General features: G+C 62.1%; 18 protein-coding genes and 1 riboswitch. Of the genes, 9 read left to right on the top strand and 9 right to left on the bottom strand.

What is annotated here, in order from left to right:
- Positions 1–19: 19 nt before the first annotated feature.
- Positions 20–1,498 (bottom strand): sugar ABC transporter substrate-binding protein, encoded by a 1,479-nt coding sequence (locus tag EN859_RS18625; protein WP_127854196.1) that lies wholly within the window; start codon positions 1,496–1,498, stop codon positions 20–22.
- A 191-nt stretch (positions 1,499–1,689) separates the two neighbouring features.
- Here EN859_RS18625 and EN859_RS18620 point away from each other — a divergent pair, with 191 nt between their 5' ends.
- The 5 genes from EN859_RS18620 (at position 1,690) to EN859_RS18600 (ending at position 6,785) form a co-directional block, all read left to right on the top strand.
- Complete coding sequence (locus EN859_RS18620) at positions 1,690–2,400, top strand: GntR family transcriptional regulator (RefSeq protein ID WP_127854197.1); 711 nt, start codon at positions 1,690–1,692, stop codon at positions 2,398–2,400.
- Positions 2,401–2,458: 58 nt separating this feature from the next.
- A complete protein-coding gene (locus EN859_RS18615; RefSeq protein ID WP_127854198.1) occupies positions 2,459–3,625 on the top strand; it encodes a mandelate racemase/muconate lactonizing enzyme family protein in 1,167 nt (388 codons plus the stop codon).
- A gap of 63 nt (positions 3,626–3,688) precedes the next feature.
- Positions 3,689–5,050 carry a mandelate racemase/muconate lactonizing enzyme family protein gene (locus tag EN859_RS18610; protein WP_127854199.1) on the top strand — a complete coding sequence of 454 codons (1,362 nt, stop codon included), beginning with the start codon at positions 3,689–3,691 and terminating at the stop codon, positions 5,048–5,050.
- Between the two features lie 17 nt (positions 5,051–5,067).
- Positions 5,068–6,264, top strand: coding sequence for a mandelate racemase/muconate lactonizing enzyme family protein (locus EN859_RS18605; protein WP_127854200.1), 1,197 nt, complete (start codon positions 5,068–5,070; stop codon positions 6,262–6,264).
- Between the two features lie 236 nt (positions 6,265–6,500).
- Complete coding sequence (locus EN859_RS18600) at positions 6,501–6,785, top strand: hypothetical protein (protein ID WP_127854201.1); 285 nt, start codon at positions 6,501–6,503, stop codon at positions 6,783–6,785.
- 195 nt (positions 6,786–6,980) lie between these two features.
- On the opposite strand, the gene EN859_RS18595 is transcribed toward EN859_RS18600, so the two are convergent.
- Positions 6,981–7,445 carry a LysR substrate-binding domain-containing protein gene (locus EN859_RS18595; protein ID WP_245525619.1) on the bottom strand — a complete coding sequence of 155 codons (465 nt, stop codon included), beginning with the start codon at positions 7,443–7,445 and terminating at the stop codon, positions 6,981–6,983.
- Between the two features lie 205 nt (positions 7,446–7,650).
- Between EN859_RS18595 and EN859_RS18590 the strand changes: the two genes are divergently transcribed.
- Positions 7,651–8,553, top strand: coding sequence for a LysR family transcriptional regulator (locus tag EN859_RS18590; RefSeq protein ID WP_245525618.1), 903 nt, complete (start codon positions 7,651–7,653; stop codon positions 8,551–8,553).
- Here the strand turns inward: EN859_RS18590 and EN859_RS18585 are convergent.
- On the bottom strand, positions 8,495–9,241 hold the full coding sequence (locus EN859_RS18585; RefSeq protein WP_127854204.1) for a peroxiredoxin-like family protein: 747 nt from the start codon (positions 9,239–9,241) through the stop codon (positions 8,495–8,497). The genes EN859_RS18590 and EN859_RS18585 overlap by 59 nt on opposite strands.
- Before the next feature lie 806 nt (positions 9,242–10,047).
- Between EN859_RS18585 and EN859_RS40260 the strand changes: the two genes are divergently transcribed.
- Complete coding sequence (locus EN859_RS40260) at positions 10,048–11,394, top strand: SEL1-like repeat protein (protein WP_127854205.1); 1,347 nt, start codon at positions 10,048–10,050, stop codon at positions 11,392–11,394.
- Positions 11,395–11,638: 244 nt separating this feature from the next.
- Here EN859_RS40260 and EN859_RS18575 read toward each other — a convergent pair whose 3' ends face one another.
- From EN859_RS18575 to EN859_RS18555, 5 genes are all read right to left on the bottom strand, one after another.
- Positions 11,639–13,132, bottom strand: coding sequence for an aldehyde dehydrogenase family protein (locus EN859_RS18575; protein WP_127854206.1), 1,494 nt, complete (start codon positions 13,130–13,132; stop codon positions 11,639–11,641).
- Between the two features lie 66 nt (positions 13,133–13,198).
- Positions 13,199–16,336 (bottom strand): efflux RND transporter permease subunit, encoded by a 3,138-nt coding sequence (locus tag EN859_RS18570; RefSeq protein ID WP_127854207.1) that lies wholly within the window; start codon positions 16,334–16,336, stop codon positions 13,199–13,201.
- 254 nt (positions 16,337–16,590) lie between these two features.
- Positions 16,591–17,751: an efflux RND transporter periplasmic adaptor subunit gene (locus tag EN859_RS18565; RefSeq protein ID WP_127854208.1), complete on the bottom strand. Its 1,161-nt coding sequence runs from the start codon at positions 17,749–17,751 to the stop codon at positions 16,591–16,593.
- A 60-nt stretch (positions 17,752–17,811) separates the two neighbouring features.
- On the bottom strand, positions 17,812–18,420 hold the full coding sequence (locus EN859_RS18560) for a TetR family transcriptional regulator (RefSeq protein ID WP_127854209.1): 609 nt from the start codon (positions 18,418–18,420) through the stop codon (positions 17,812–17,814).
- Positions 18,421–18,620: 200 nt separating this feature from the next.
- Positions 18,621–20,261, bottom strand: a complete 1,641-nt coding sequence (locus EN859_RS18555) for an acyl-CoA synthetase (protein ID WP_127854210.1) — start codon at positions 20,259–20,261, stop codon at positions 18,621–18,623.
- 266 nt (positions 20,262–20,527) lie between these two features.
- Positions 20,528–20,674, top strand: a riboswitch (FMN riboswitch).
- A gap of 78 nt (positions 20,675–20,752) precedes the next feature.
- On the opposite strand from EN859_RS18555, the gene EN859_RS18550 reads away from it, so the two are divergent.
- Positions 20,753–21,226 carry a 6,7-dimethyl-8-ribityllumazine synthase gene (locus EN859_RS18550; protein ID WP_127854211.1) on the top strand — a complete coding sequence of 158 codons (474 nt, stop codon included), beginning with the start codon at positions 20,753–20,755 and terminating at the stop codon, positions 21,224–21,226.
- A 172-nt stretch (positions 21,227–21,398) separates the two neighbouring features.
- Complete coding sequence (gene fba, locus EN859_RS18545) at positions 21,399–22,463, top strand: class II fructose-bisphosphate aldolase (protein WP_127854212.1); 1,065 nt, start codon at positions 21,399–21,401, stop codon at positions 22,461–22,463.
- Between the two features lie 81 nt (positions 22,464–22,544).
- Here fba and EN859_RS18540 read toward each other — a convergent pair whose 3' ends face one another.
- Entirely contained in the window at positions 22,545–23,816 is a 1,272-nt protein-coding gene (locus EN859_RS18540; protein ID WP_127854213.1) for a trehalase family glycosidase, read from the bottom strand.
- Positions 23,817–23,820 lie beyond the last annotated feature (4 nt).

Here is a 23,820-nt window from a genome sequence, read left to right as displayed (position 1 = left end):
ATCGTAGGTCAGGCTTGGACTAGAGTCCGCCCATCAGGTCCTTTACCTTCTGGGCCGCGTCGTCCGCTGCCTGGTCGACGGTCATCGCTCCGGTCAGGGCATTCTGCAGCATGTCCGGGACGATGATGTTCATGATCTCGGGGGCTTGCGGCAGCGCTGGGAACGGGATGCCATATGGCAGCATCGAGGTCGTGACATCGAGGAACTTGATGTTGTCCAGGCGTTCCTTCATCCATTTGGTCTTGAAGCCGTTAAGGTTGCCGGGGTTCGAGCCGGCGTAGGCCATCTTCAGCGACCATTCAGGGCTCGTCCACATGCAGATGATAGCCTTTGCAGCCGGCTCGTCTACCTTGCCGCCCTCGACATATTCGGGCTTCAGGATGTGAATGTTCGAGCCGCCGAACACGACGGCGCGCTTGCCGTCGGGGCCAGTCGGAATCAGGCCGTAGCGCATGTTGTCGATGACCGTCTGCGCCTTGTCCTTGTCGGTGCCGGTCGCCTTCTTCTGCAGGTCGAGCATGACGTTGTAGTCGGACGGGTGCGAGATCATCATGCCGAGCTGGCCGGCGACGAACAGGGGCTGGTTATCGGCCTGTTGGTTGGTGAGTGCCGAGACCGGAACCGACTTGTCGCGAACATACATGTCGTACGAGGCTTGCAGCGCCGCCTTGCTCTGCGGGCTGTCGAGCTCGACCTGCTTATAGGTCGGGTTGGCGGTCGCTTCGTCGAAGACGCCGCCGCCATAGGCCCACAGCTGTGGCATGAAGCGGTATGGCGTATTGCCGGCATTCTTGCGAGCCACGAGACCGTAGCCGGCAATGCCGAGCTTGTCGTGGATCTGCTTGGAATACTTGACGACGTCGTCCCAAGTTGCCGGAGCCTTGTCGGGATCGAGGCCTGCACGGTTGAAGATGTCGGCGTTCCAGATGAACGCCATCGTCTCGTTGTTGGTCGGAATACCGTAGGTCACTCCCTCCCAGGTTACGGCCTTCATGGCGCCGGGCCAGAAATCCTCGGTCGAATACCCCACATCCTCGGGCTTGAGCGGCTGCAGATAGCCCTTTGAGGCGAACTCGGTACCGCCCAGGATTTGCAGGCGGACCGCCATCGGCGCCGCATTGCCCAAGAGCGCCGTGCGGAACTTGTCAAGAAGGTCGTTATAGGTGAGGGCTTGTTCCTCGAGCTGGATGTTCGGATAGGTCTTGCGAAAGGTCTCGAAGAAATCCTTGTAGTACTGGCGCAGAAGGTCGGGGTCGCCCTCGAACACGCCCTGATACCAGAAAGTCAGACGCCCCTTGTAGTCGAGCGGGGTGACCTTGGCGCAATCGCCCGCCGTGTCAAAATCCTGTGTTCCCGCGATGGAGCGCACATATTCCGGCGACCACTTGCTCAGGTCGACCGGCGGCGCACCCAGCGCCGACGTGGACATCAGCGATGCCATCAGAACACCGACGACAGTGCCGCGCAGGACCGCACTGCCGAGCTTAATCCTCGTCATAGGTATCCTCCCTGGTTCTCCCATGCCCGCCCTGCGATCGCAAGGATGCTTCTTTCAGTTCAGTGTATCCTCCCGATCACTTGATACGTTTTCAGATCGTGGATTACCTGTCAACGCGCTGGATCGTACATTGTTTGCGAAAGCCGTGTGTGATATCGGGCAAAGCATGTATTAATCTTGGGGAGCCGGCCTTGGCCGAAATAAGCGATTTCAAAGCCATGCCACCTGTGGGGATTGATCCCATCGGGGCCTCGAGCGAGGGCGCCTCGCTTTACGAACGGATCAGGGAAGACATCATTGAGGGACGGCTCGCCGCCAACGAACGGCTCGTGGTCACCGATCTCGCCCGGCGTCACGGCACCTCGACCAATCCCGTGCGCGAGGCGCTGCAGCTGTTGCGTGGGGAGGGCTTTGTCACCTTTGTCGCCAACCGCGGGGCGCGCGTCCGACCCATAGATCAGGATTTTGTCCGGGATATCTACGAGATCGGTGTTCTGATCGAACCAGCCCTGACGCGATGGTTTGTGAATATGGCTACCGGCGAGGATATCGCCGAACTCGAACGTCTCCAGGCCCTGATTGAAGAGAACAACTTCGCCGACACGTTCAGGCACAGTGAGCTGGATACCGCCTTCCACACCGTGATGTACCAGCGGCACTATAACCGCCATGCCGCCGAGCTTTGGTGGAAGCATCGCGAAGTGCTGCGAGCCGTGAGCCGGCGTTTCAATTTCACGCTCGCTCGGCGTGCCGCCATCATGCGCGAGCACCGCGAACTCATCGCGCACGTAAAGGCGGGAGAAGCCGACAAGGCGGCCGAACTCGTTTCCCGCCATGTCGAGGGTTCCGGCCGGCATATTCTCGAACAGATGCGTGCGCGCAACGCCGCTCGGGCCGGATAGGACGGGGGTCCAGTCTAGAACATCGTTAGCCTGACCATTTCAGATAAAGGCAATTGATATGAAAATCACGAGCATTCGGCCGTGGCTGATCAAGTCCGATGCTTCTTATTGGGGAGAGTTCCTGTTCGTCGAAGTGACGACCGACGAGGGGGTGAGTGGCTGGGGAGAGATCACCACCACTACAAGGCTCGCCAACCGCGCTCTCTGCACGATCCTGCGGCAGATCGGCGTCGCCGTGACAGGCGAGGATCCAGCGCGTATCGAGCATCTCTGGCACAAGATTTTCCGCAGCTTCACCTACATGGGCAGCCGCGGCGCCGCCGTCGAATGCGTGAGCGCCATCGATATAGCCCTCTGGGACATCCGGGGCAAAGTCCTCGGCAAGCCGATTTACGAGCTGCTCGGCGGACCAGTACGCGATGAAATCGCGCTCTACACCCATCCCAACCAGGCCAAATTCACCAGCAAGGAGGCTGTGGTCCGCGAAATTCTAGACATTGTCGAGTCCGGACACACCGCGCTCAAGTTCGATCCTTACCCCCACCAGGGCCGCAGCGCCGATGGCCTGCCCCGCGAACAGCGGGACGGCTACCTCGATGGCGGCATGACCCGCAAGGACGAGCGCGAAGCCGCCGAACTCACGGCTCTGATCCGCGAAACGGCGGGGCCCGATGTCGACATTCTCATCGATGCGCATGGCCGCTTTGACGTTCCCACCGCCATTCGCCTCTGTCGGAGCCTTGAGGAAGCCGGCCAGATCGACTGGTTTGAGGAGCCTTGCCCGCCCGAGAGCCTTAACGCCCTCAAGCAGGTGCGTGAGAAGGTCAGTGCCTCTATCTCGTGGGGCGAGCGCGGCCACACGAAGTGGGATTTCGTGCCGGTGCTCGAGAACAGGCTCGCTGACTACATCATGCCGGACGTCACCTGGACCGGCGGCATTACCGAACTCAAGAAGATTTCTGCCCTATGCGAAGCCTACTACGTCCCGGTCTCGCCACATGACGCCGCCGGACCGATCAACGTGGTTGCGGGAGCGCAGGTGATGATGACCGTTCCAAACTTCTACAAGCTCGAAACGTCGGAGTGGAACCTGGGCAAATACGATCACCTCATCGACAGACCACTCGACAATTCGAACGGCAGCCTCAAGCTGACGTCGAAGCCTGGTCTCGGTATTGAGATGGACCGCGACTACCTGCAGGCCCACGAGATTGAGCTGGGCTAGCAACGCTCTATGCCGGCCCAGCGTGCCGGCGACAAGCCCCACCCACCAGAACGAGGATAAGTCATGGCAAAGACGGGTGGCGCCGACGAGGCGCTCAATCGGGTGAACGCGAACTCTAAGCCATCCCAGCTTCGCATCACCGACATGCGGGTAGCCGAAATCGTCGGCGCGCCGTTCACCTCAGCGCTGCTCAAGATTTACACCAACCAGGGCATCGTCGGGCTCGGCGAGGTGCGCGACGGCGCCAGCGCCACCTACGCGCTGATGCTGAAGAGCCGGCTGCTTGGCGAGAACCCTTGCAACATCGACCGCCTGTTTCGCCGGATCAAGCAGTTCGGCGGGCACGGCCGGCAAGGCGGCGGCGTCTCGGCGGTCGAAATCGCGTTGTGGGATCTCGCCGGCAAGGCCTATGGCGTGCCCATCTACCAGATGCTCGGCGGCCGGTTTCGGGAGAAGGTGCGCCTCTATTGCGATACCGATGCTACCGTGCCGAGCGGCACCGAGACCGGCAAGCGCCTCAAGCAGCGCATGGCGCTCGGCTTCACGTTCCTCAAGATGGATCTGGGGCTGATGCAGATCGCGGATGAACCCGGTGCGGTCGTGTCCCCTGCCGGCTCACTTGAAGGGTACCGCGTCCACCCCGGCCGCGGCCCGGTCAAGACCCTTGAAGAGCGACGCGTCCGCAACGCCGCCTACGATTTGCATAACGTCGCCCACCCGTTTACTGGCCTCCACTTTTCCGACAAGGGCCTCGACCTGCTTGAGCAGTACATTGCCGAGGTTCGCGACGTTATCGGTATGGATATTCCGCTCGCCATTGACCACGTCGGCCACATCTCACTGCAGAACGGTATTCGCCTCGCCAGGCGGATTGAAAAATACGTGCCGGCCTGGCTCGAGGATGTGATCCCATGGCAGTACACCGAGCAGTACCGCCAACTGCAGGGCGCCACCACAGTACCGATCTGCACCGGCGAGGACATTTACCTTAAGGAGGGCTTCGAGCCTTTGCTCAAGAGCGGCGGCCTCTCCGTTATTCACCCAGACCTGCTCACCAGCGGGGGAATTCTCGAGACCAAGAAGATCGGCGACATGGCGCAGGACCACGGCGTCGCTATGGCCATCCATATGGCCGAAAGTCCAATCGCCGCAATGGCCGCGGCACATGTCGCGACCGCGACCGAAAACTTCATGGCGCTCGAATACCACTCTGCCGATGTCGAATGGTGGGACGATATCGTCACCGGCGTTCCCAAGCCACTCGTGAAGGACGGCTTTATCACTGTTCCGGACAAGCCGGGCCTGGGGATTGACGACGTCGTCGACGAGGTGATCTCGCAGCATCTGCAGCCGGGTGTCACGGGCATCTGGCAGCCCACGGATGACTGGGACAACGAGTATTCCTGGGATCGCACCTGGAGCTGAGGCGAAAAGAACCGAAGATGAAGATCACCGACCTCCGCTGTGCCGTCATCGGCAAACATCCCATCGTCCGCATCGTTACCGACGAGGGCCTCTATGGCCTGGGCGAGGTCGAGTACACCAAGCCCTACCTCAAGCCCTGGGTCCTGCATTTTCGCGAGGCGCTGATCGGCGAGGACCCGACTGACGTCGAGCGCGTGATGATCAAGATCCGGCAGCGGGGTTCGTTCAAGCCCTATGGCGCCGCCGTCAGCGCCATCGAGCACGCCTTGTGGGATATCGCCGGCAAAGCTGCGGACGTTCCGGTCTACAAGCTGCTCGGCGGCAAGGTGCGCGACAAGGTGCGGGTCTACAACGGTTCCATTCGCAAGAAGAGAACCGGCGACAAGCCCGAGGACTATGCGGCCGACGTCAAATGGATGAGGGAGCGGCCGGAAAACTTCTTCATGGTCAAGCAGGGCATCAGCTTCCACTCCAACATGAAGACAAGCGTGCCCGGCTTCCACTACGGCATCGCCCAGCCCAGCGACTACCATGGCGCCTTGGACCAGGGCATGATCAGCGAGCGCGGAATGGCGCACATGGTCGAGTGCGTCATCGCCATGAAGGAGGTGCTCGGCGACAAAGTGAGCCTCGCGCTCGATTGCGGCCCCGGCTGGATGTTGCCCGATGCCATCCGTTTCGCGCGGGCGGTGGAAAAGTACAATCTCATGTGGCTGGAGGACATGCTGACCGGCGACTATGTGCCATGGGTCAATCCACAGGCTTACCGCGAGCTCACGACGTCCACCTCCACCCCCATCCACACGGGCGAGCAAATCTACCTGCGCCATAATTTCAAGGAGCTGATCGAAACGCAGGCGGTCCGTATCATCGGTCCGGACCCGGCCGATATTGGTGGCATCGCCGAGCTAAAATGGGTAGCCGAGCACGCCCATATGCACTCGATCCTGATGGCGCCGCACGGCACGGCGAACGGCCTGCTCGGCCTCGGCGCGTTGATCAATGTCTGCGCCACCTTGCCCGCCAACTACATAGCCTTCGAATACCCGAGCGCCTCCGACCCCTGGTGGGAGGACCTCGTAATCGGCCTGCCGTCTCAGATCGTGAAGGACAGCATGGTGGACCTGCTGGAAGCGCCGGGGCTGGGCCTCGATATCGACGCCGAAGCAGCCAGGAAGTATCTCAGGGAGGAGGATGCGGGCTTCTTCGACTGAGCCATCCTTCTTTTGCCACCCTGCACCACGCGGACCGCTTCACGCCCCGTCGCCGGCAGCGGTCATTCCGTACAAGCATGGATATCATGCGCAGCGTTGCCTAGTGCCCGTGCTGAAAGATGATACAAATCGCGGCAGGTAAGTAAAAAATGTCCAGCTTGGCAGCAGTCAGGTCAGGTTACCTACCATGAGGCGCAGTTCGGCTGAATGTTCCGACAGATAGCAAGGAGCTTGAAATGAAAGCAGAGTGGTTTTGGCTCTCGGTCATCGCCACCGGCGTTCTCGCGTCGGCCTATCTCGCTGTTCCCGCTGCAGCGCAGGAACAGCGCGGTGCTGCGACTATCGTTGCGGCCAAGGTCCGAAGCCAGGGCTTCGCCTGCAACAAACCAAGCTCTGCGAAGCGCATCGCTGCCGAGTCCGCTCCCAACATGCCGGTCTATTTGCTCAGTTGCGATGTCGTGACCTACCACGTCGTTCTGATCCCGGATCAAGCAGCTATTGTTGTCACGAAGGCTGAGTGACTACCTGCTCGGCCTGAAACAGGAAACACAGGCGGACAGCCCCGCGCGTTCCACTTACCGGCAAGAAGCTTGAATCAAGACGTCGCCAAGGTCTGCTCGAACATCGGTAGCGTACGTGACAAGCCTCATCAGCGAACTGCGACGTTAGCGGCGAGGCCACAACTCGGAATTCGAGTGCGAGAGCGGCGCTGGCGCTTACGGAAGCCGTCGGCTGTTCCTTTCACGAGGCTGCGCGAGTTTGCCGCTGTTCCGCGGCCCAATTGAAGTCCCGGCTCGCAAATGCTGCCGAGCTGAAGGCTTTTGTGACGAACATGCCACTGCACCTCGACGTACTAGCCTGAGTCTTGCCCATGCTAGCGGCCTCTGGAGTCCTTGCAGTTCGCTCTCGATGAAGTCTGCGAAAGCGCCCGCTTTGGCGCTCGCCATGCGACCCGTGGGGCTAACCGCCCAGAGATCGACGTTCGGCAGACTCCAGCCCTCAAGAACCGGGCGTACCGCGCCCGATTCCAGTTCCGGAGCGAACATCCACTCCGATATGATGGCAAGACCCATCCCGCCCAGAACGGCGGCTCTCAGACCCCCGGCAGCGGTGACGCGCAAAGATCCCGATCCCCGAACCGAGATCTGGGATTTGCCTAACGCACTGCCGCCGCGAGCCACCACGTCATTTGCCCTCCTCACAGATGTTCTCTCCCTTTACCGCGTTTGGGCACAACGCCGTCCAGACCGTCTTTCAACCCCGGCGTCCATGAGTAGTGTCTCGGTTTGAATTCAGACTGAGACACTACTCGTCCATTGATCGGCTCGGGAATACGTCGTAATACCTGACCAATCGCGCTTTCCGTGAGGGGACACGTCGGTGGAAATGCAGCAGGTTCGCTATTTCCTGGCGCTCTCCAGCACGCTCAATTTTACGCGGGCTGCTGAGGAATGCCATGTCACCCAGCCTGCCCTGACACGCGCCATCAAGAACCTGGAGGACGAGCTTGGCGGCGAGCTCATCCGGCGTGAGCGTCGGCATTCGCATCTGACCGAACTCGGCCGCCGCATGTTGCCACTCCTGCAGCAATGTTACGACGCGGCGAGTTCTGCGAAGTCACTCGCCAAGGCTGTCAAAAGCAGCGATGTTGCGCCACTTAAAGTCGCCATCTCCAACAGCATCAACATAGCGTTGCTGATATCGCCATTTAGCGAGCTCTTTCGTGCCTACCCGGGTGTTCACCTCAAGATCAGCCGCGGCGCTCCGATGATCGTGGTTGAGGCACTCAAAAGTGGCGACGCCGAGCTGGCGATCGCCGGCCCGCTCGGGCAGGCGTGGGACAGGATATGCACGTGGCCGCTGTTCGATGAGGAGATCGAATTGGTGGTCAATTCCGAGCACCCGCTCGGTCGACGCAATGAAGCCGATGTCGCGCTGAGCCAGCTGGTTGGTGAGCCGATACTGAGCCGGGTCGATTGGGAAACGAGTGAAGACCTGTCGCGCTTCCTGAGGGCCAATGGGTTTGCGCATGAAGCGGCACATGAAGTCGAAACAGACCATGACCTGTTGGCGCTGCTGGAGGCCAACGCCGGGGTAGGCTTCGTTTCGATGACTGCGCCGCGCTCACCCAACGTTCGCAGGCTCAAGTTACGCGATATCGATATTTCCCGAACCGTCGCCGTCTATGGCGTGGCCGGCCGGCAACGTTCTCCGGTCGCCACGACGCTGCTCAACCTGTTGCGCGCAACCGACTGGTCGCCCTTTGGGGTTCGCGAGCCTGCTCGATAGCTGCAAGCAGATCGTCAATTTCCATTCGCTGGCGATAGTCGGGATCGAGATAGCGTGCCGTGATTATGCCGTCGGTGCCGACGATGAAAGTCGCCGGAATCGGCAGGAACCAGGCGGCATTGCCCTGATAGCTCGGCACATCCCAGCCGGCGCCCCCGATCAGCTTCTCCATTTCCGTCCCGACCCAGATCGCCAGGTTCAGCGAAAGCGCATAGCCATTGTCCATGTCAGTCAGGAATGGAAAGGAGGCCGCTGCCTCCTCTTTCAGTGCCATCGTGAATTTGCGCCGCTCGGGCACGATCGCCACGACCTGGCCGCCCAATCGGGTGATTTCCTTCTCGACCTCGGCCATGCCGATTGCATTCAGCCGGCAGTAAGGGCACCAATGCCCGCGTTGGAAGGCAATCGCTGCCGGTCCCTTCTCGAGGATCTCGGCTAGGCCCACCAATCTGCCGTTCTCGTCGGGCAGCAGGAAGGCCGGCATGACGTCGCCGGGCGACGGCGCCATGGCACCCGCCCCTTGATCCTGCAGCCGCTGCACCATGCGGTCGACCGCTTCGGCGAAAGTCGTGCTGAGCGAGCGCACAGCATTGGCGATCACCGCCATTCGCTCGTTCAGCGGCGCATCAAGCGCGATCGCAGCCTGCACTGCTTCTTCGAGCTTCACGACCAATTCATTGGCAGCCATGACGGCAACTCCAAAATTTACAGGTCTGCATAGTGTAGCCTACTGCCAGCCAACGTCCATGCCGCAGGTTCATGAAAGGTTCGCAAGGGCGATGCTTTTTTCGCATGGAAACCATAAGTCAAAATCATTCAGGTCATCCGCCAGAAATCGCCGCCGCCCTGCCCAAGGACGATGCTCAGCCTCTCTCCATGGTCAACGGTCGGTCGGCCTCTCGCAGTCAACGAGCGCGCTCGAGGGCGGCCACCAGGTCCTCGATCTCCATGCGCCGCTGGTAGTCGGGATCGATATATCGCGCCGCATTTCCGCGCCGATCCCGATCGCCAGATCGAGCGAAAGTGCATAGCCATTGTCCATGTCGGTCGGAAAGGGGAACTAGGCCCCGATCCGGTTTTTCAGCGCCGTTGAGAACCTTCGCCGTTCCGGCGTGATCGCCACGACATGGCCGCCGATGGCCGTCGGGCGGATCTCGTGATGAGGTTCGGCTATGGTCCTGAGTTGCCCAAATCGCTCCGCCGCCCGGTGGAGCACGTCATTCTTCAGGCGTAGATCGTGACGTCCTTCACGTACTGTGCGGCTCTGGCGCGCGTACCGAAGGGGGCTGCTGTTCGACGAGGAGATCCATTTGGGACCGGTTCAGGCCGCTCACGCATCCCAGGTGCTGCACGTCAGACTACATGGTATTCTGTTCGCAATTCCATTTGTAGGACTTGCCCGGTGAAGTACTGTCGGCCGCGAGCCTGCCTCGTCTACTGTGCAAGTTTCGACTCAATGCCGCTTTTGCTAATCGCGATGCGACGGAGAAAAACATGGGACATACCATCGGACGGGTGATCGCCGTCCTACTGTTGGCTCTTGCCCTTGCCGCTCCGGCAGCCGCTGGGTCGCTGGAGGAGGCGAAGGCCGCCTATGACCGTGGCGACTATGCGACGGCGGCGAGGCGCCTACGTCCGTTGGCCGAGCAGGACAACGCCGAGGCCCAAGGCAATCTGGGTCGCATGTACCACAGTGGTCGGGGCATGCCGCGAGACGATGCGGAGGCGGTGAAGTGGTTCCGCAAGGCCGCCGAGCAAGGCTTGGCATTCGCTCAATACGATCTCGGGACCATGTATCATCAGGGCGACGGCGTGCAGCAGGACGACGCCGAGGCGGCGAGGTGGTTCAGGCTGGCCGCCGAACAGGGTGACGCCGACGCCGAATACAACCTTGGCATGGCCTATCTCAACGGCAAGGGCGTGCCGCAAGACGATGCCGAGGCGCTGAGGTGGTTTCGGCTCGCGGCCGAGCAGGCCAATGTTTTTGCCCAGTACACCATCGGTCTCATCTACAGCGAGGGTCGAGGCGTGGTGCTCGATGAGGCGGAGGCAGTGAGGTGGTATCGGCTTGCCGCCGGTCAGGGCCTGGCGGCCGCTCAACTCAATATCGGGATAGCTTACCATGACGGCCGCGGCGTGCCGCAGGACAACATCGAGGCGGCAAAGTGGTACCGGCGTGCCGCCGACCAGGGCCTCGCCGGCGCCCAATACAACCTTGGCCAGATGTATGCAAAAGGCGAGGGAGTGCCGGAAGATCATAAGGAGGCGGTGAAATGGTACCAGCTCGCCGCCGAGAAAGGTCTGGCCGACGCCCAATATAATCTTGGCGTGATCTACCACGAGGGCGACGGCGTGCCGCAGGACGACGTCGAGGCGGCGAAGTGGTCCAGGCTCGCAGCCGACCAGGGACTGGCCGGCGCCCAGAGCAATCTTGGCGTGATGTACGCCTTTGGCCGAGGAGTGCCGGAAGACTACGCGGAGGCCGTGAAGTGGTATCGCCTTGCCGCCGATCAGGGCTTGGCGCACGCCCAATTCAATCTTGGCGAGATGTATGTAAAAGGCAAGGGAGTGCCGGAAGATCAAGAGGAGGCGGTGAAATGGTACCAGCTCGCCGCCGACCAGGGATTGGCCGATGCCCAACATAGTCTTGGCGTGAAGTACGCGAGCGGCGACGGTGCGCCGCAGGATAACGTGCAGGCTCTCAAGTGGCTCGATCTTGCGGTCGCTACAGAGCCTGCTGACAACAGCCTCCGCGAACTTCGGGACGCACTCATTGAGAAGATGACGCCCGATCAGATTGCCGAGGCGGAACGGCTTGCCCGGGAATGGAAGCCAAAATGATGCGTGTCCTGGGGTAACGCCGCAACGGCGACGGGTGCGATCGCTGCTGCCGTCAACGACTGCAACCAGAGGCCGTCGATTGCTGGACCTCCTCAGCCGCTCGAGGGACATGCGGCTGCTGGTGATAAGGATCGATGGCTCGTGACGCCGATCGTTCTCCTGGACAAAGACAATGTCGCTATTCCGGACGGCCCGTCCAGCATCTGACAGCGCCGATTGTAACAAGCGCCGGCACCGCCCAGGCTCAATCGATCTTGATGAACACACCCTTGGTGTTGAGATATTCGCCGAGATGCTCGGCGCCGCCCTCGCGGCCGTAGCCGCTCATCTTGTAGCCGCCGAAGGGCACGGCCGGATCGATGGCATGATAGGTGTTGACCCAGACCGAGCCGGCGCGGATTTTCCTGGAAAGCTGGTGCGCGGTGGCGACATTTTGGGTGAAGACCCCGGCGGCAAGGCCGTAGGGCGTATTGTTGGCCCGTGCGACCGCTTCGTCCAGCGTGTCGAAGGGCAGCGCCGAAATGACCGGACCGAAGATTTCCTCGCGGGCGATCTTCATGTCGTCCGAAACGCCGGCAAAGACAGTCGGCGCGACGAAATGGCCGGCGGCGAGAGCGCCTTCAGTGAGGCGTGCGCCGCCGGTGACGAGGGTTGCCCCTTCCGCCGTGCCTGCCTCCAGGTACGAGGCGACCCGATGCAGCTGCTTCTCGGAGACGAGCGGGCCGATCTCGGTTGCCGGATCGATGCCATCGCCGATCCTGAGACCCCTGGCATAGGCAGCCAGTCGCTCGACGAACTCGTCATGGACGGAGCGTTCGACGAACAGGCGCGAACCGGCGATGCAGATCTGACCGGAATTGGCGAACACCGACATCGCCGCCACCGGCACAGCTTTGTCGAGATCGGCGTCGGCGCAGACGATGACCGGCGATTTGCCGCCGAGCTCCAACGAGACGCGCTTGAGGTTACCGGCCGAAGCGCGGATGATCGACTGACCGGTCGCCGTCGAGCCGGTGAAGACTATCTTGTCGACGCCCATGTGCTCGGCGAGTGCCGCGCCTGCCTCGGCGCCAGTGCCGGTGACGATGTTGACGACGCCGGCCGGCACGCCGGCCTCGTTCATGATGTCGGCAATCAGCAGCGGCGTCAGCGGCGCTTCTTCGGAAGGTTTCAGCACGATCGTGCAGCCTGTCGCCAGCGCCGGCCCGATCTTCCAGATCGACGCGGCGGTCGGCGCGTTCCAGGGAATGATGGCGCCGACGACGCCGACCGGCTCCTTGCGGGTGAACGAGACCACCTCGCCCGGGAGCGAGTTCTCGATCGTCTCGCCATGCAGCGCGGTCGCCATGCCGGCATAGTAACGCAGCATGCCGATGACGCGGTTGCGGTTGGCGCGGGTGCGCACGATCGGCATGCCCATATCGGTGGTGTCCGACCGGCTGATCTCTTCCCAGTGCTTTTCGAAGAGGTCGGCGATCTTCAGCAGCAGCACTTGCCGCTCATAGGGCTTGAACCGGCTCCACGGTCCATCGAAGGCCTTGCGCGCCGCGGCCACCGCCAGGTCGATATCCCAGCGGTCGCCGCGCGGCACCGTGGCAATGACCGCGCCGGTGGCCGGATTGCGGGTTTCCATGGTCCGGCCCGAGCGGGCATCGACCCAGGCGCCGTCGATGAACATCTGGCGATGGCGTCCGTCGATCGGCAGCCGTAGCGCCGCCGATGCCTGAGCTTTTGTCATGACCGTCCTCCTCCAGCGACGCTGGCATACGGATTAAACCGCCGGACGACACATCTGCCAACAACTCTATTCGGCCGCCAGAGCCAGCTGCGGCCTTTCCGCCGGCTCCGCATCGGCTGGCAGCTCCGTGATCCCAGCCTTCTTGCGCTCCCTACCGAAGAACAGGGCGTAGCCTGCCGGCAGCACGAGGATGGTGAGCACGGTGGCGACGAGGATGCCGCCCATCATGGCATAAGCGAGCGGACCCCAGAACACGGCGCGCGAGATCGGGATCAGCGCCAGCACCGCCGTCAGCGCCGTCAGCATGATCGGACGGAAGCGGCGGACCGCCGAGCCGATGATGGCCTCGGAGCGCTCCATGCCTCTCGCGATATCCTGGTCGATCTGGTCGACGAGGATGATCGAGTTGCGCATGATGATGCCGAGCAAGGCGATGACGCCGAGAATGGCGACGAAGCCGAACGGTGCGCCGCTGATCAATAGCGCCGCCGCCGCGCCGATGATGCCGAGCGGACCGGTCGCCAGCACCAGCATCGCCTTGCCGAAATGCTGCAGCTGGATCATCAACAGCACGACGATGACGGCCAGCATGATCGGCGCCTTGGCGGCGATCGAGGCCTGGCTTTCGGCCGAATCCTCGGCACCGCCCTGGATCTCGATCTTGTAACCGGGCGCCAGGCCATCGCGCAGGCCCTTGAGGTCGTTGTACATCTTGGTGACGACGTCATTCGACTGCACGCCATCCGGCAGCGTGGCGCGCACGCTGATGGTCGGCAGGCGGTCGCGTCGCCACTCGACGCCTTGCTCCATCACCGGCACGACCTTGGCCACCTGCGACAGCGGCACCGAGCCGCCGAAATCGGTCGGGATATAGACCGAATCGACCGCCGACAGCAGGTGACGGCTTGCCTCCGGCTCGCGGGCGACGATGGAAACGGTCTCCTCGCCGTCGCGGAAGTCATCGAGTGACGCGCCCGACATGGTGGCCTGCAGCACCTGGCGGATGCCTTGCGAAGTGACGCCGAGGGCACGGGCGCGGTCCTGGTCGATGACCAGCTTCATCGCCGGCACCGGCTCCAGCCAGTCGTCGTGGATGGCGCCGAGCAGCGGGTTCTCCTGGAACTTGGCCTTTACCTGGTCGGCGATGCGGCGCACCTCCTGGCGGTCGGGGCCCATGATGCGCATCTGCACCGGCCAGCCGGTGGGCGGTCCGAGGAACAGGCGGTCGACCTTGGCGCGGATCGACGGAAAATCCTCGGCCAGAATGGTGCGCAACTTGACGATCAGCCGCTCGCGGGCCGGTTCGTCATTAGCCATCACCAGAAGCTGGGCAAAGTTCGGATTGCGAAGCTGCTGGTCGAGCGGCAGGAAGAAGCGCGGTGCGCCTTCGCCGATGTAGGTGGCGATATAGCGCTTGTCCTTGTCGTCCATCATCCTGGCTTCGAGCGCCTTGGCCTGCGTCTCGACCTCCTTGATGCTGGTGCCTTCCGGCAGCCAGAGGTCGACGAGGATTTCCGGACGCGACGATTGCGGGAAGAAATTCTGCGGGATGAACTGGAACGCCCACAGGCTGGTGGCGAAGGTCACCAGCGTCATCACCAGCACGATGATGCGGTGGCGCACGGCCCAGCCGATGGTCGAGCGAAGCCGGCGGTAGAAGCGCGTGTCGAAGGCATCGTGATGGCTGCCGGCGTGCTTTCGCTGCTTCAGGATCATGTGGCCGAGCCATGGCGTGAAATAGACGGCGACAAACCAGGACACGACCAGGGCAATGCCGACGACGTAGAACAGAGTGCGCACATATTCGCCGGCCGTCGAGGCGGCAAAACCGACCGGAATGAAGCCGGCGGTGGTGATCAGCGTGCCGGTCAGCATCGGGAAGGCGGTCGAGGAATAGGCGAAGCTTGCCGCCTCGATCTTGACTAACCCTTCCTCGAGCTTGCGCTCCATCATTTCGACGACGATCATCGCGTCGTCGACGAGCAGGCCGAGCGCAATGATCAACGCGCCGAGCGAGATGCGCTGCAGATCGATGCCGATTTCATACATGATGGCGAAGGTGGCGGCCAAAACCAGCGGGATGGCGATCGCGATCACCAGCCCGGAACGCCAGCCGATCGACAGGAACGAAATGACGAGCACGATCAGCAGCGCCTCGCCAAGCGCCTCCATGAACTCGTTGACGGCATCCTTGACGACTTCCGGCTGATCGGAAACCTGGTCGACCGAAACACCATAGGGCAGCGCCTCCTCGAAGCGCTTGTAGGTGGCCTCGACGTCCTTGCCGACGTCGATGACGTTGAAGCCCTTGGCCATGACGACGCCGACCTGGACGCTGTCGTGGCCATTGAAACGATACTTGCGCTGATAGGGGTCCTCGAGGCCGGACGTCACGGTGGCGATGTCGCCCAGGCGCGTCACCTGGTTGCCGGCGCGCAGGCGAAGTTCGCGGATGTCGGCTGCCTTCGTCACATCGCCTTCGACCGAGATGCGCACCGAACGCTGGCCGGTATCGACCGAGCCCGCCGGATCGACATTGTTCTGCCCTCTGATCGCATTCTGCAGGTCGGTGAGCGTGAGGCCGCGCTCGGCAAGCGCCTTGGACGAAACGTCGATGTAGAGCTTCTCGGGCTGGTCGCCGATGATCACGGCCTTCTCGACCCCAGGCGTCGCCAGCAGCATGTCGCGCGCCTGGATGGCGAATTTCTTCAGCTCGGGATAGCTGTAGCCGTCGCCGCTGATCGAATGCAAGGTGATGAAAGTGTCGCCGAACTCATCGTTAAAATAGGGCCCGAGCAGCCCTTGGGGCAGCTCGTTCGATATGTCGCCGACCTTCTTGCGCACCTGATAGAAGGCGTCGGCGACCTCGGCAGGATTGGTGTCGCCCTTCACCTGCAGGGTGATGATGGCGCTGCCGGCGCGCGTGTAGGAGCGGACGAAATCGAGATGCGGCGTTTCCTGCAGCTTGCGCTCGATCTTGTTGACGACCTGGTCCTCCATATCCTTGATCGAGGCGCCCGGCCAGACGGCCTGCACGACCATGACGCGGAAGGTGAAATCCGGGTCTTCCTTCTGGCCCAAGCGCATCAGGCCGAGCGCACCGGCAACGATGATCAGGCCGAACAGGAACCGCGCAATGCTCGGATGCCCGATCGCCCAGCGCGAAAGATTGAAAGGCCGCTTTTCATTTGTATCGGTGGTCATCGGCGTCAGTCCATTCCAAATTGATCATCAGCGCACGCGCGTGGCGTGCTCACGGAATTTCCGATGCTGGCTTCCGGGCGGCGAGGCTCTCCGAGCGGAGAGACACTCATCGCGGTGGGACGCGAGAACCGATGTGGGGGTTACATCGACCAGCGTCTCGACAATCGGGCGCCTGCCGCCCGGAAACCGTGAACAGCTTGACCTCGCGACTCACGCCGGTGCGATGAAAAGCCGTTTTTTCACTTGTTTGGCCGTCAGCGCACGCGCCTGGCGGCATCGCTTTCATCATCCGCGGATGCGGACTGTTGCGTTGCATCGCCGGCAAGCTTGACCTTGAGGTTTTCGGTCATGAACTGCGTACCTGCGGCTACGACGACATCGCCAGGCTTCAATCCTTCGGCGACGCGCACGCCGTCGGCGGTGAACTCGGCGACCTTGACCGTGCGCTCATGAACGGTGTCGCCGCTGCGATCGACGGTCCAGACGATCGACTGGCCATCCTTTTGCGCCAGCGCGCTCAGCGGGATCGACACGCGTTGCGGACTGTTGTTGTCCGCCGAGGCTTCAATGTTTGCGGTCATGCCGAGCAGCACGCGCTGATCGTTGGGCAGGCTGACGCGAACGGCAAAGGTGCGCGACTGCTGATCGGCGCTGCCGGCGACTTCACGAACCTTGCCATTGAGCGTCAGTGCATCGTCGGACCAGAAGCTCGCCTTGACGACCTTACCCGGCTTGAAATCGGCAATATCCGTTTCCGGAACGGCGATCAGAACTTCCTTCTCGCCGTCGACGGCAACCGTCATCACCGGCGTGCCGGCGCCGACCACCTGGCCGACATCGGCATTGATCGCAGTGACGATGCCATTCTGGCCTGCCTTGAGATCGGTATAGCCGACCTGGTTTTTCGCCTGGGCAAGCTGCGAGCGGGCAGAGTCGCGCGTCGCAACCGCCTGATTGTAGCTGAGCGTCGCCTGTTCGAGCTGCGACTTCGACGTAAAGTTCTTGGCAAACAGCTGTTCGGCGCGCTTGCGGGTAAGGTCCACTGTCTCGACCTGACGCTCGGCGGCGTCGAGACCGGCCTCAGCGCTCCTGACCGAAAGCTCGTAGTCGGCGGGATCGATGCGGGCGAGAACATCGCCCGGCTTCACGCGCTGGCCGATATCGGCAAGGCGCTCGGTGATCTTGCCATTGACGCGAAAGCCAAGATTCATCTCGGTGCGGGCGCGGACCGATCCGGAGTAGGACAGCTCACGGGTGTCATTCGCCTGGGCTATCTGGACGACCTTGACCGGCCGAATGATATCCTTGACTTCCGCTTTCTCTTGCGAACAGCCGGCGAGCCCGAGCGCCGCAACGGCGATCAGCGCCAGGCCGGCGGCAGGCAGCCTCTTGGTGATGGACTTCGACAAAGACACTTGCGTACTCCCAAACTGTGGGGGATGAACTGGAAATCGACGCCCTGCGGGCGGCAACGGTTATTTCTTCAAGGCCCCGATCACGAACTCGATAAGCTCGTCCGGCATCGCCCGGTTATTCTTGGCGGCACATTGGGCCACCATTTGCGGATGACAGAGGCTGATGATGGCGGCGCCGAAACACCGCGAAGCGGCGACCGGATCCCGGTCGGCAAACTCGCCTGTCGCAATACCCTCGCGGATCACCTCGGCCACCAAGTCTTGGATGCTGTCGATATGCTTCTCGATAACGTGCCAATCGCGCTCAATGGCAACGATGACCATCTCGTGCACCTTCTCCTGGTCGAGCATGGTGTCGCGGGTCCACTGATAATGCGTCTGCACGTAGCGGCGAAGCTTTTCGCTGGCGGTGCCGGGACTGTGGCAGGCCTCGTAGGTCAGCCGATAGCAAGTAGCGAGCATGCGGCCGCAGACGGCCTGGTGGATTTCGACCTTGGACCCGAAAAAACGGTAGATGTTGGCCGTAGACATGCCGAGCTCGCGCGCTATGTCGGCGACGTTGGTCTTGCCGTAGCCGTAGTGGCGGAACAATCGCTCCGCGCAATCGAGGATGCGCGTCACGTTCTCCTGCCTGGTCGGGTCGGCGCTGATGTCTAAGGTCTCAAGCATTTTTCATTGGCCAAGTTACGAATGACGAATTTTGAATTTCGTCACTCATAATTTGAAATCCGTCATCTGTCAACACACACGTTGGCCGGCCTGCACGACTGGTGACAGATGTTGACACTATTTGGCGGGAACGGTCAGCGCGGTGAAGCCCTGAGGGCGAACAGCCGTACAGACATTTTCCGATGGGCAGTCAGGCGCCCTCAGACGCCGTTGGCCATTTCTCTCAACCGGAACTTCTGGATTTTCCCGGTCGAGGTCTTCGGGATTTCGGCGAAGATCACCGCCTTCGGCATCTTGTAGCGGGCAAGCAGCCCGCGGCAGTGCTCGATGATCTCAGCCTCGGTCGCCGTCTTGCCCGGCTTCAGCTCGACATAGGCGATCGGCACCTCGCCCCATTTGTCGTCGGATCTCGCAACAACACCGCAGGAGGCGACCGCTGGATGCTTGTAGAGCGCCTCCTCGACCTCGATCGAGGAGATGTTCTCGCCGCCTGAGATGATGATGTCCTTGGAGCGGTCCTTGAGCTGGATGTAGCCGTCTGGATGCATGACGCCGAGATCGCCGGAGTGGAACCAGCCGCCGGCGAAGGCCTCGTCGGTCGCCTTGCGGTTCTTCAGATAGCCCTTCATGACGATATTGCCGCGGAACATCACCTCGCCGATGGTTTCGCCGTCGACCGGCGTCCTTTGCATCGTTGCTGGTTCCATCACCGTTAGGTCTTCGAGCGCGGCATAGCGCACGCCCTGCCTGGCCTTTTTCGCCGCTCTCGAGCCCTTCTCCAGCCTGTCCCATTCGCCATGCCATTCATTGACCACCGCCGGGCCATAGGTCTCCGTCAGGCCGTAGAGATGGGTGACGACGAAGCCGGCATCGGCCATGCCCGACAGAACGGACTCCGGCGGCGGCGCCGCCGCGGTGTTGAAGATGACCGTCTGCGGGAATTCACGCTTGTCCTCGTCTTTGGCGTTGATCAGCACCGACATGACGATCGGCGCGCCACAGAGATGGGTGACACCGTGATCGGCGATGGCGTCGTAGATCGGCTTCGATCGCACCCAGCGCAGGCAGACATGGGTGCCGGCCTGCACGGCCAGCGTCCACGGAAAGCACCAGCCGTTGGCGTGGAACATCGGCAGCGTCCACAGGTAGACTGCATGCTTGGCCATGCCGGCATGGATGGTGTTGGCGTAGGCCATCAGCGCCGCCCCGCGATGGTGGTTGACGACGCCCTTCGGATTGCCTGTGGTGCCGGAGGTGTAGTTGAGCGAGATGGCGTCCCATTCGTCATCGGGCATCGACCAGGCGAAATCCTCGTCGCCGCCGGCGACAAAGTCCTCGTAGTCGAGTGTGCCGATCCACTCGCCTTTCGGATAGGGAGCATCGGCGGCGTATTCGGGATCGTCATAGTCGATGACGAGCGGCTTCACCTTGGCCAGCGCCAGTGCGTCCCTGACGACGCCGGCGAATTCGCGATCGACGAGAAGTACTTTCGTTTCGGCATGGTCGAGCTGGAAAGCGATGACCGCGGCGTCGAGGCGGGTGTTGAGCGAATGCAGGACCGCCTTGGACATCGGCACGCCGAAATGCGCCTCCAGCATCGGCGGCGTATTCGACAGCATCACCGTGACTGTATCACCCTTGCCGATGCCGTGCTTTTGCAGCGCCGAAGCAAACTTCAGAGACTGGCGCCAAAAATCGCGATAGGTGGTTTGCTGGCGGCCATGGATGATGGCGACATGGTCGGGGAAAGTCTTTGCCGCCCGCTCCAGATAGGTGAGTGGCGTCAGCGGCTGGTGGTTGGCCGGATTCCTGTCGAGGTCCTGTTCATAGGGATTGCCCATCCCATCCTCCCGAAATGTCCTTGCCGGATACTTCTAATCATACGCCGGTCGCGTCATCATCCAAGCAGGCGAATGCCGTAGTGCGGTGCATTCGGTATGAGCGCTACAGTCATCAACAGGTGGAAGCCACGGAACACCACGGGGACGTCGCATGAATGCCTGAAGGCGATGTTTCCCGGTCGCCGATGATCCTATCTTACATCTACCCCCAAATGCGGCCCTAGCGGCGATTGACAGCAGCGCCCTGCCCTTCCATACAAGCGCGTCAATGTTCTCAGGGCGGGGTGAAAGTCCCCACCGGCGGTAAGGGTCTCGGCCCAAGCCCGCGAGCGCTTTTCGAGTTTTCGGAAAGGTCAGCAGATCCGGTGTGATTCCGGAGCCGACGGTTATAGTCCGGATGAAAGAGAACGAACGGAAAACGGCCCGCTTTTTCACGGCCGGGACTCCGTATCGTGCGTCCTGATCCTGGTTCGAAACGGAAGGATGGACGCATGAATCAGCATTCCCCCAAGGACTATGAAACTTCCCGCATTGCCGTCATTCGCGCGCGCTGGCACGCCGATATCGTCGACCAGTGCGTCGAGGCATTCAAGGCGGAACTGGCCGTGCTCGGGGAGAACCGCTTCGCCGTCGATGTCTTCGACGTGCCGGGCGCATACGAGATTCCGCTGCACGCAAAGACGCTGGCTGGGACCGACCGCTATGCCGCGATCCTGGGTGCAGCGTTCGTCGTCAACGGCGGCATCTACCGGCACGAGTTCGTGGCAAGCGCCGTCATCGACGGCATGATGAACGTGCAGCTGTCGACCGGCGTGCCGGTGCTTTCAGCGGTGCTCACGCCGCACAACTACCATGACAGCGCCGACCATCACCGCTTCTTCTTCGAGCACTTCCAGGTCAAGGGCAAGGAAGCGGCCAATGCCTGCGTGCAGATCCTGGCCGCGCGCGAACAGATCGCGGCGTGAGATCCATCGACCATTGGAAATGCCGGATTTCAGCGCTGCAACAAGAATTGCACCAGCCGAAGCCTTGTGACTGTTGCGGTTGCACCGAAATCCGGCCAGAAGCATCGATGGCTGAACGGCAACCGGGCAGCCCGCAACGCTGCGCTCGAAACCAGATACGGGAGACTATTGGGTGGCTCGCATCACACTGAGACAATTGCTCGACCATGCCGCCGAACACGGCTATGGCGTGCCTGCCTTCAACATGAACAATATGGAACAGGGCCTCGCCATCATGGAGGCCGCCGAAGAGACCAAGTCGCCGGTCATCCTGCAGGCGAGCCGCGGGGCGCGTGCCTATGCCAACGATGTCGTGCTGGCCAAGCTGATCGACGCGCTGGTCGAAATCCATCCCGACATCCCGGTCTGCATGCATCTCGACCACGGCAACAACGAGGCCACCTGCGTTACCGCGATCCAGTACGGCTTCACCTCGGTGATGATGGATGGGTCGCTGAAGGAAGACGGCAAGACACCGGCCGACTACGGCTATAATTCGGGCATTACGCGCCGCGTCGCCAACATGGCGCATTGGGGCGGCGTTTCGGTGGAAGGCGAGATCGGCGTTCTCGGATCGCTGGAGATGGGCGGCGGCGAACAGGAAGACGGCCATGGCGTCGAGGGCACCATCAGCCACGATCAGTTGCTGACCGACCCCGTGCAGGCCGAGCAGTTCGTGCGCGACACCCATGTCGATGCGCTGGCCGTCGCCATGGGCACCAGCCACGGCGCCTACAAGTTCTCACGCAAGCCCGATGGCGCCGTGCTCGCCATGAACGTCATCGAGGAGATTCACCGCCGCCTGCCGAACATGCACCTCGTCATGCACGGCTCGTCCTCGGTGCCGGAAGAGCTGCAGGAGATCATCAACAAATATGGCGGCCAGATGAAGCCGACATGGGGCGTGCCGGTCGAGGAGATTCAGCGCGGCATCAAGCACGGCGTGCGCAAGATCAACATCGACACCGACAACCGCATGGCGCTGACCGGTGCCATCCGCAAGGTGCTGACCGAGAACCCTTCGGAGTTCGACCCGCGCAAATACCTGACGCCGGCGATGGCCGCCATGAGGAAGCTGTGCAAGGAGCGGTTCGAGCAGTTCGGTACCGCCGGCAATGCGCCGAAGATCAAGCCGCTGCCGCTGTCGGAAATGGCCAAGCGTTACAAATCGGGCAGTCTCGATCCGAAGTTCGGCTAGCGCCAGCTGACGCCGGCGTTGCAGCCAGGTGCGGCTCTCCTTCTCCCCTCTCTTGTGGGAGAAGGAAGGGTGGTCTTACGCTCAGCGCAAGAACTCGATCACCATTGCCGCCGTCCAGGTGAAGCGGCCGCCACCGAGCGGTTCGCCGGTGAGCGGGTCGTAATATTCGGCAAAGCCGCTTTCGCTGATCAGGTCGAGACTGGACTGGGTGATGCGCTTGGCAGCTTCAGCATGGCCGGCGGCGGCAAGACCGTCGGTGATCATGTAGTTGACCACCAGCCAGACCGGGCCGCGCCAGTAGCGCTTGGCATCGAAGCGCGGATCGTCGGGATCATGCGACGGCACGACGTGACGAGCCTTCCCGGCAAGGCGCTCCACGGTTGCGGCGATTGCCGCGGCACGGGCCTTCGGGACGGCCGCGAAGGCGGGCAGGATGCCGCCGACGGAGGCGCTGTCGACCAGTCTTCCTGTGATGCGGTCGAGGCAAAGATACTGGCCGTGCGCATCGCTCCACAGCCGCTCCATCGCCGCGAGGCCTTTTTTGGCGCGGGCGCGATTGGCAATGGCGATCTCGCCCTCGCCCAGCGCTTCGGCGAGATCGGCAAGATCGGCCGCGGCGCGGATCAGGATGGCATTGAAGCCGGGATCGACGATCTGGAAAGGCGAGGCGTCATGCAGCCGGGCATTGTCCCAGCCGAGCCCGCGGAAATGCTGCACCAGCCACAGGTAGCGGTCGTATTGCGCTCTTGTCGGGCGATGCGCCGGGTCGGCATGCAGGATGTCGCGGCGGGTGTAGGGCTCGACGCCTTCGGTCGGCACGCGCTCGAAGGCGTCGTCCCAATCGATCGAATTGTCACGGCCGGACTCCCAGGGATGAATGATGGCGACCAGCCCTTCGCCCTTGGGGTCGCGGTTCTCGTAGAACCAGCGATGCCAGGCATCGATCTTCGGCAGCAGTGCGCGGGCACGCTCCGTCGCCAGCTTCTTGTCGCTTGCCCGGTCGAACAGGCGGCGCACGGCAAAGCCGGCAACAGCCGGCTGGGTGATGCCTGAAGTGGCCGTCGGGCGACCGGTCCGCCAGACCTCGGGTCCAGGAAAATAGCCGTCGCTCCAGACATGGAAGACGATGTGCGGCACCATGCCGTCCGGCCACTGGTGCGCGAACAGCGTCTCGATCTCGGTCCATGCCCGCGCCTCGTCATAGTGCGCAAGACCGAGCGCTGTGAGGCAGGAGTCCCAGTTCCACTGAAACGGGTAGAGGCCCTTCGTCGGGATGGTGTAGGCGCCGTGGTCGTTTTCCCTGAGCACCTCGACGGCACGGGCGATGATGTCGTTCTTGGCAAGAGCAGTCATGGAG

Origin of the sequence: Mesorhizobium sp. M00.F.Ca.ET.216.01.1.1, assembly GCF_004010325.2 — a bacterium.
Taxonomy (GTDB): Bacteria; Pseudomonadota; Alphaproteobacteria; order Rhizobiales; family Rhizobiaceae; genus Mesorhizobium.
This window is presented reverse-complemented; position numbering and strand designations above follow the sequence as displayed.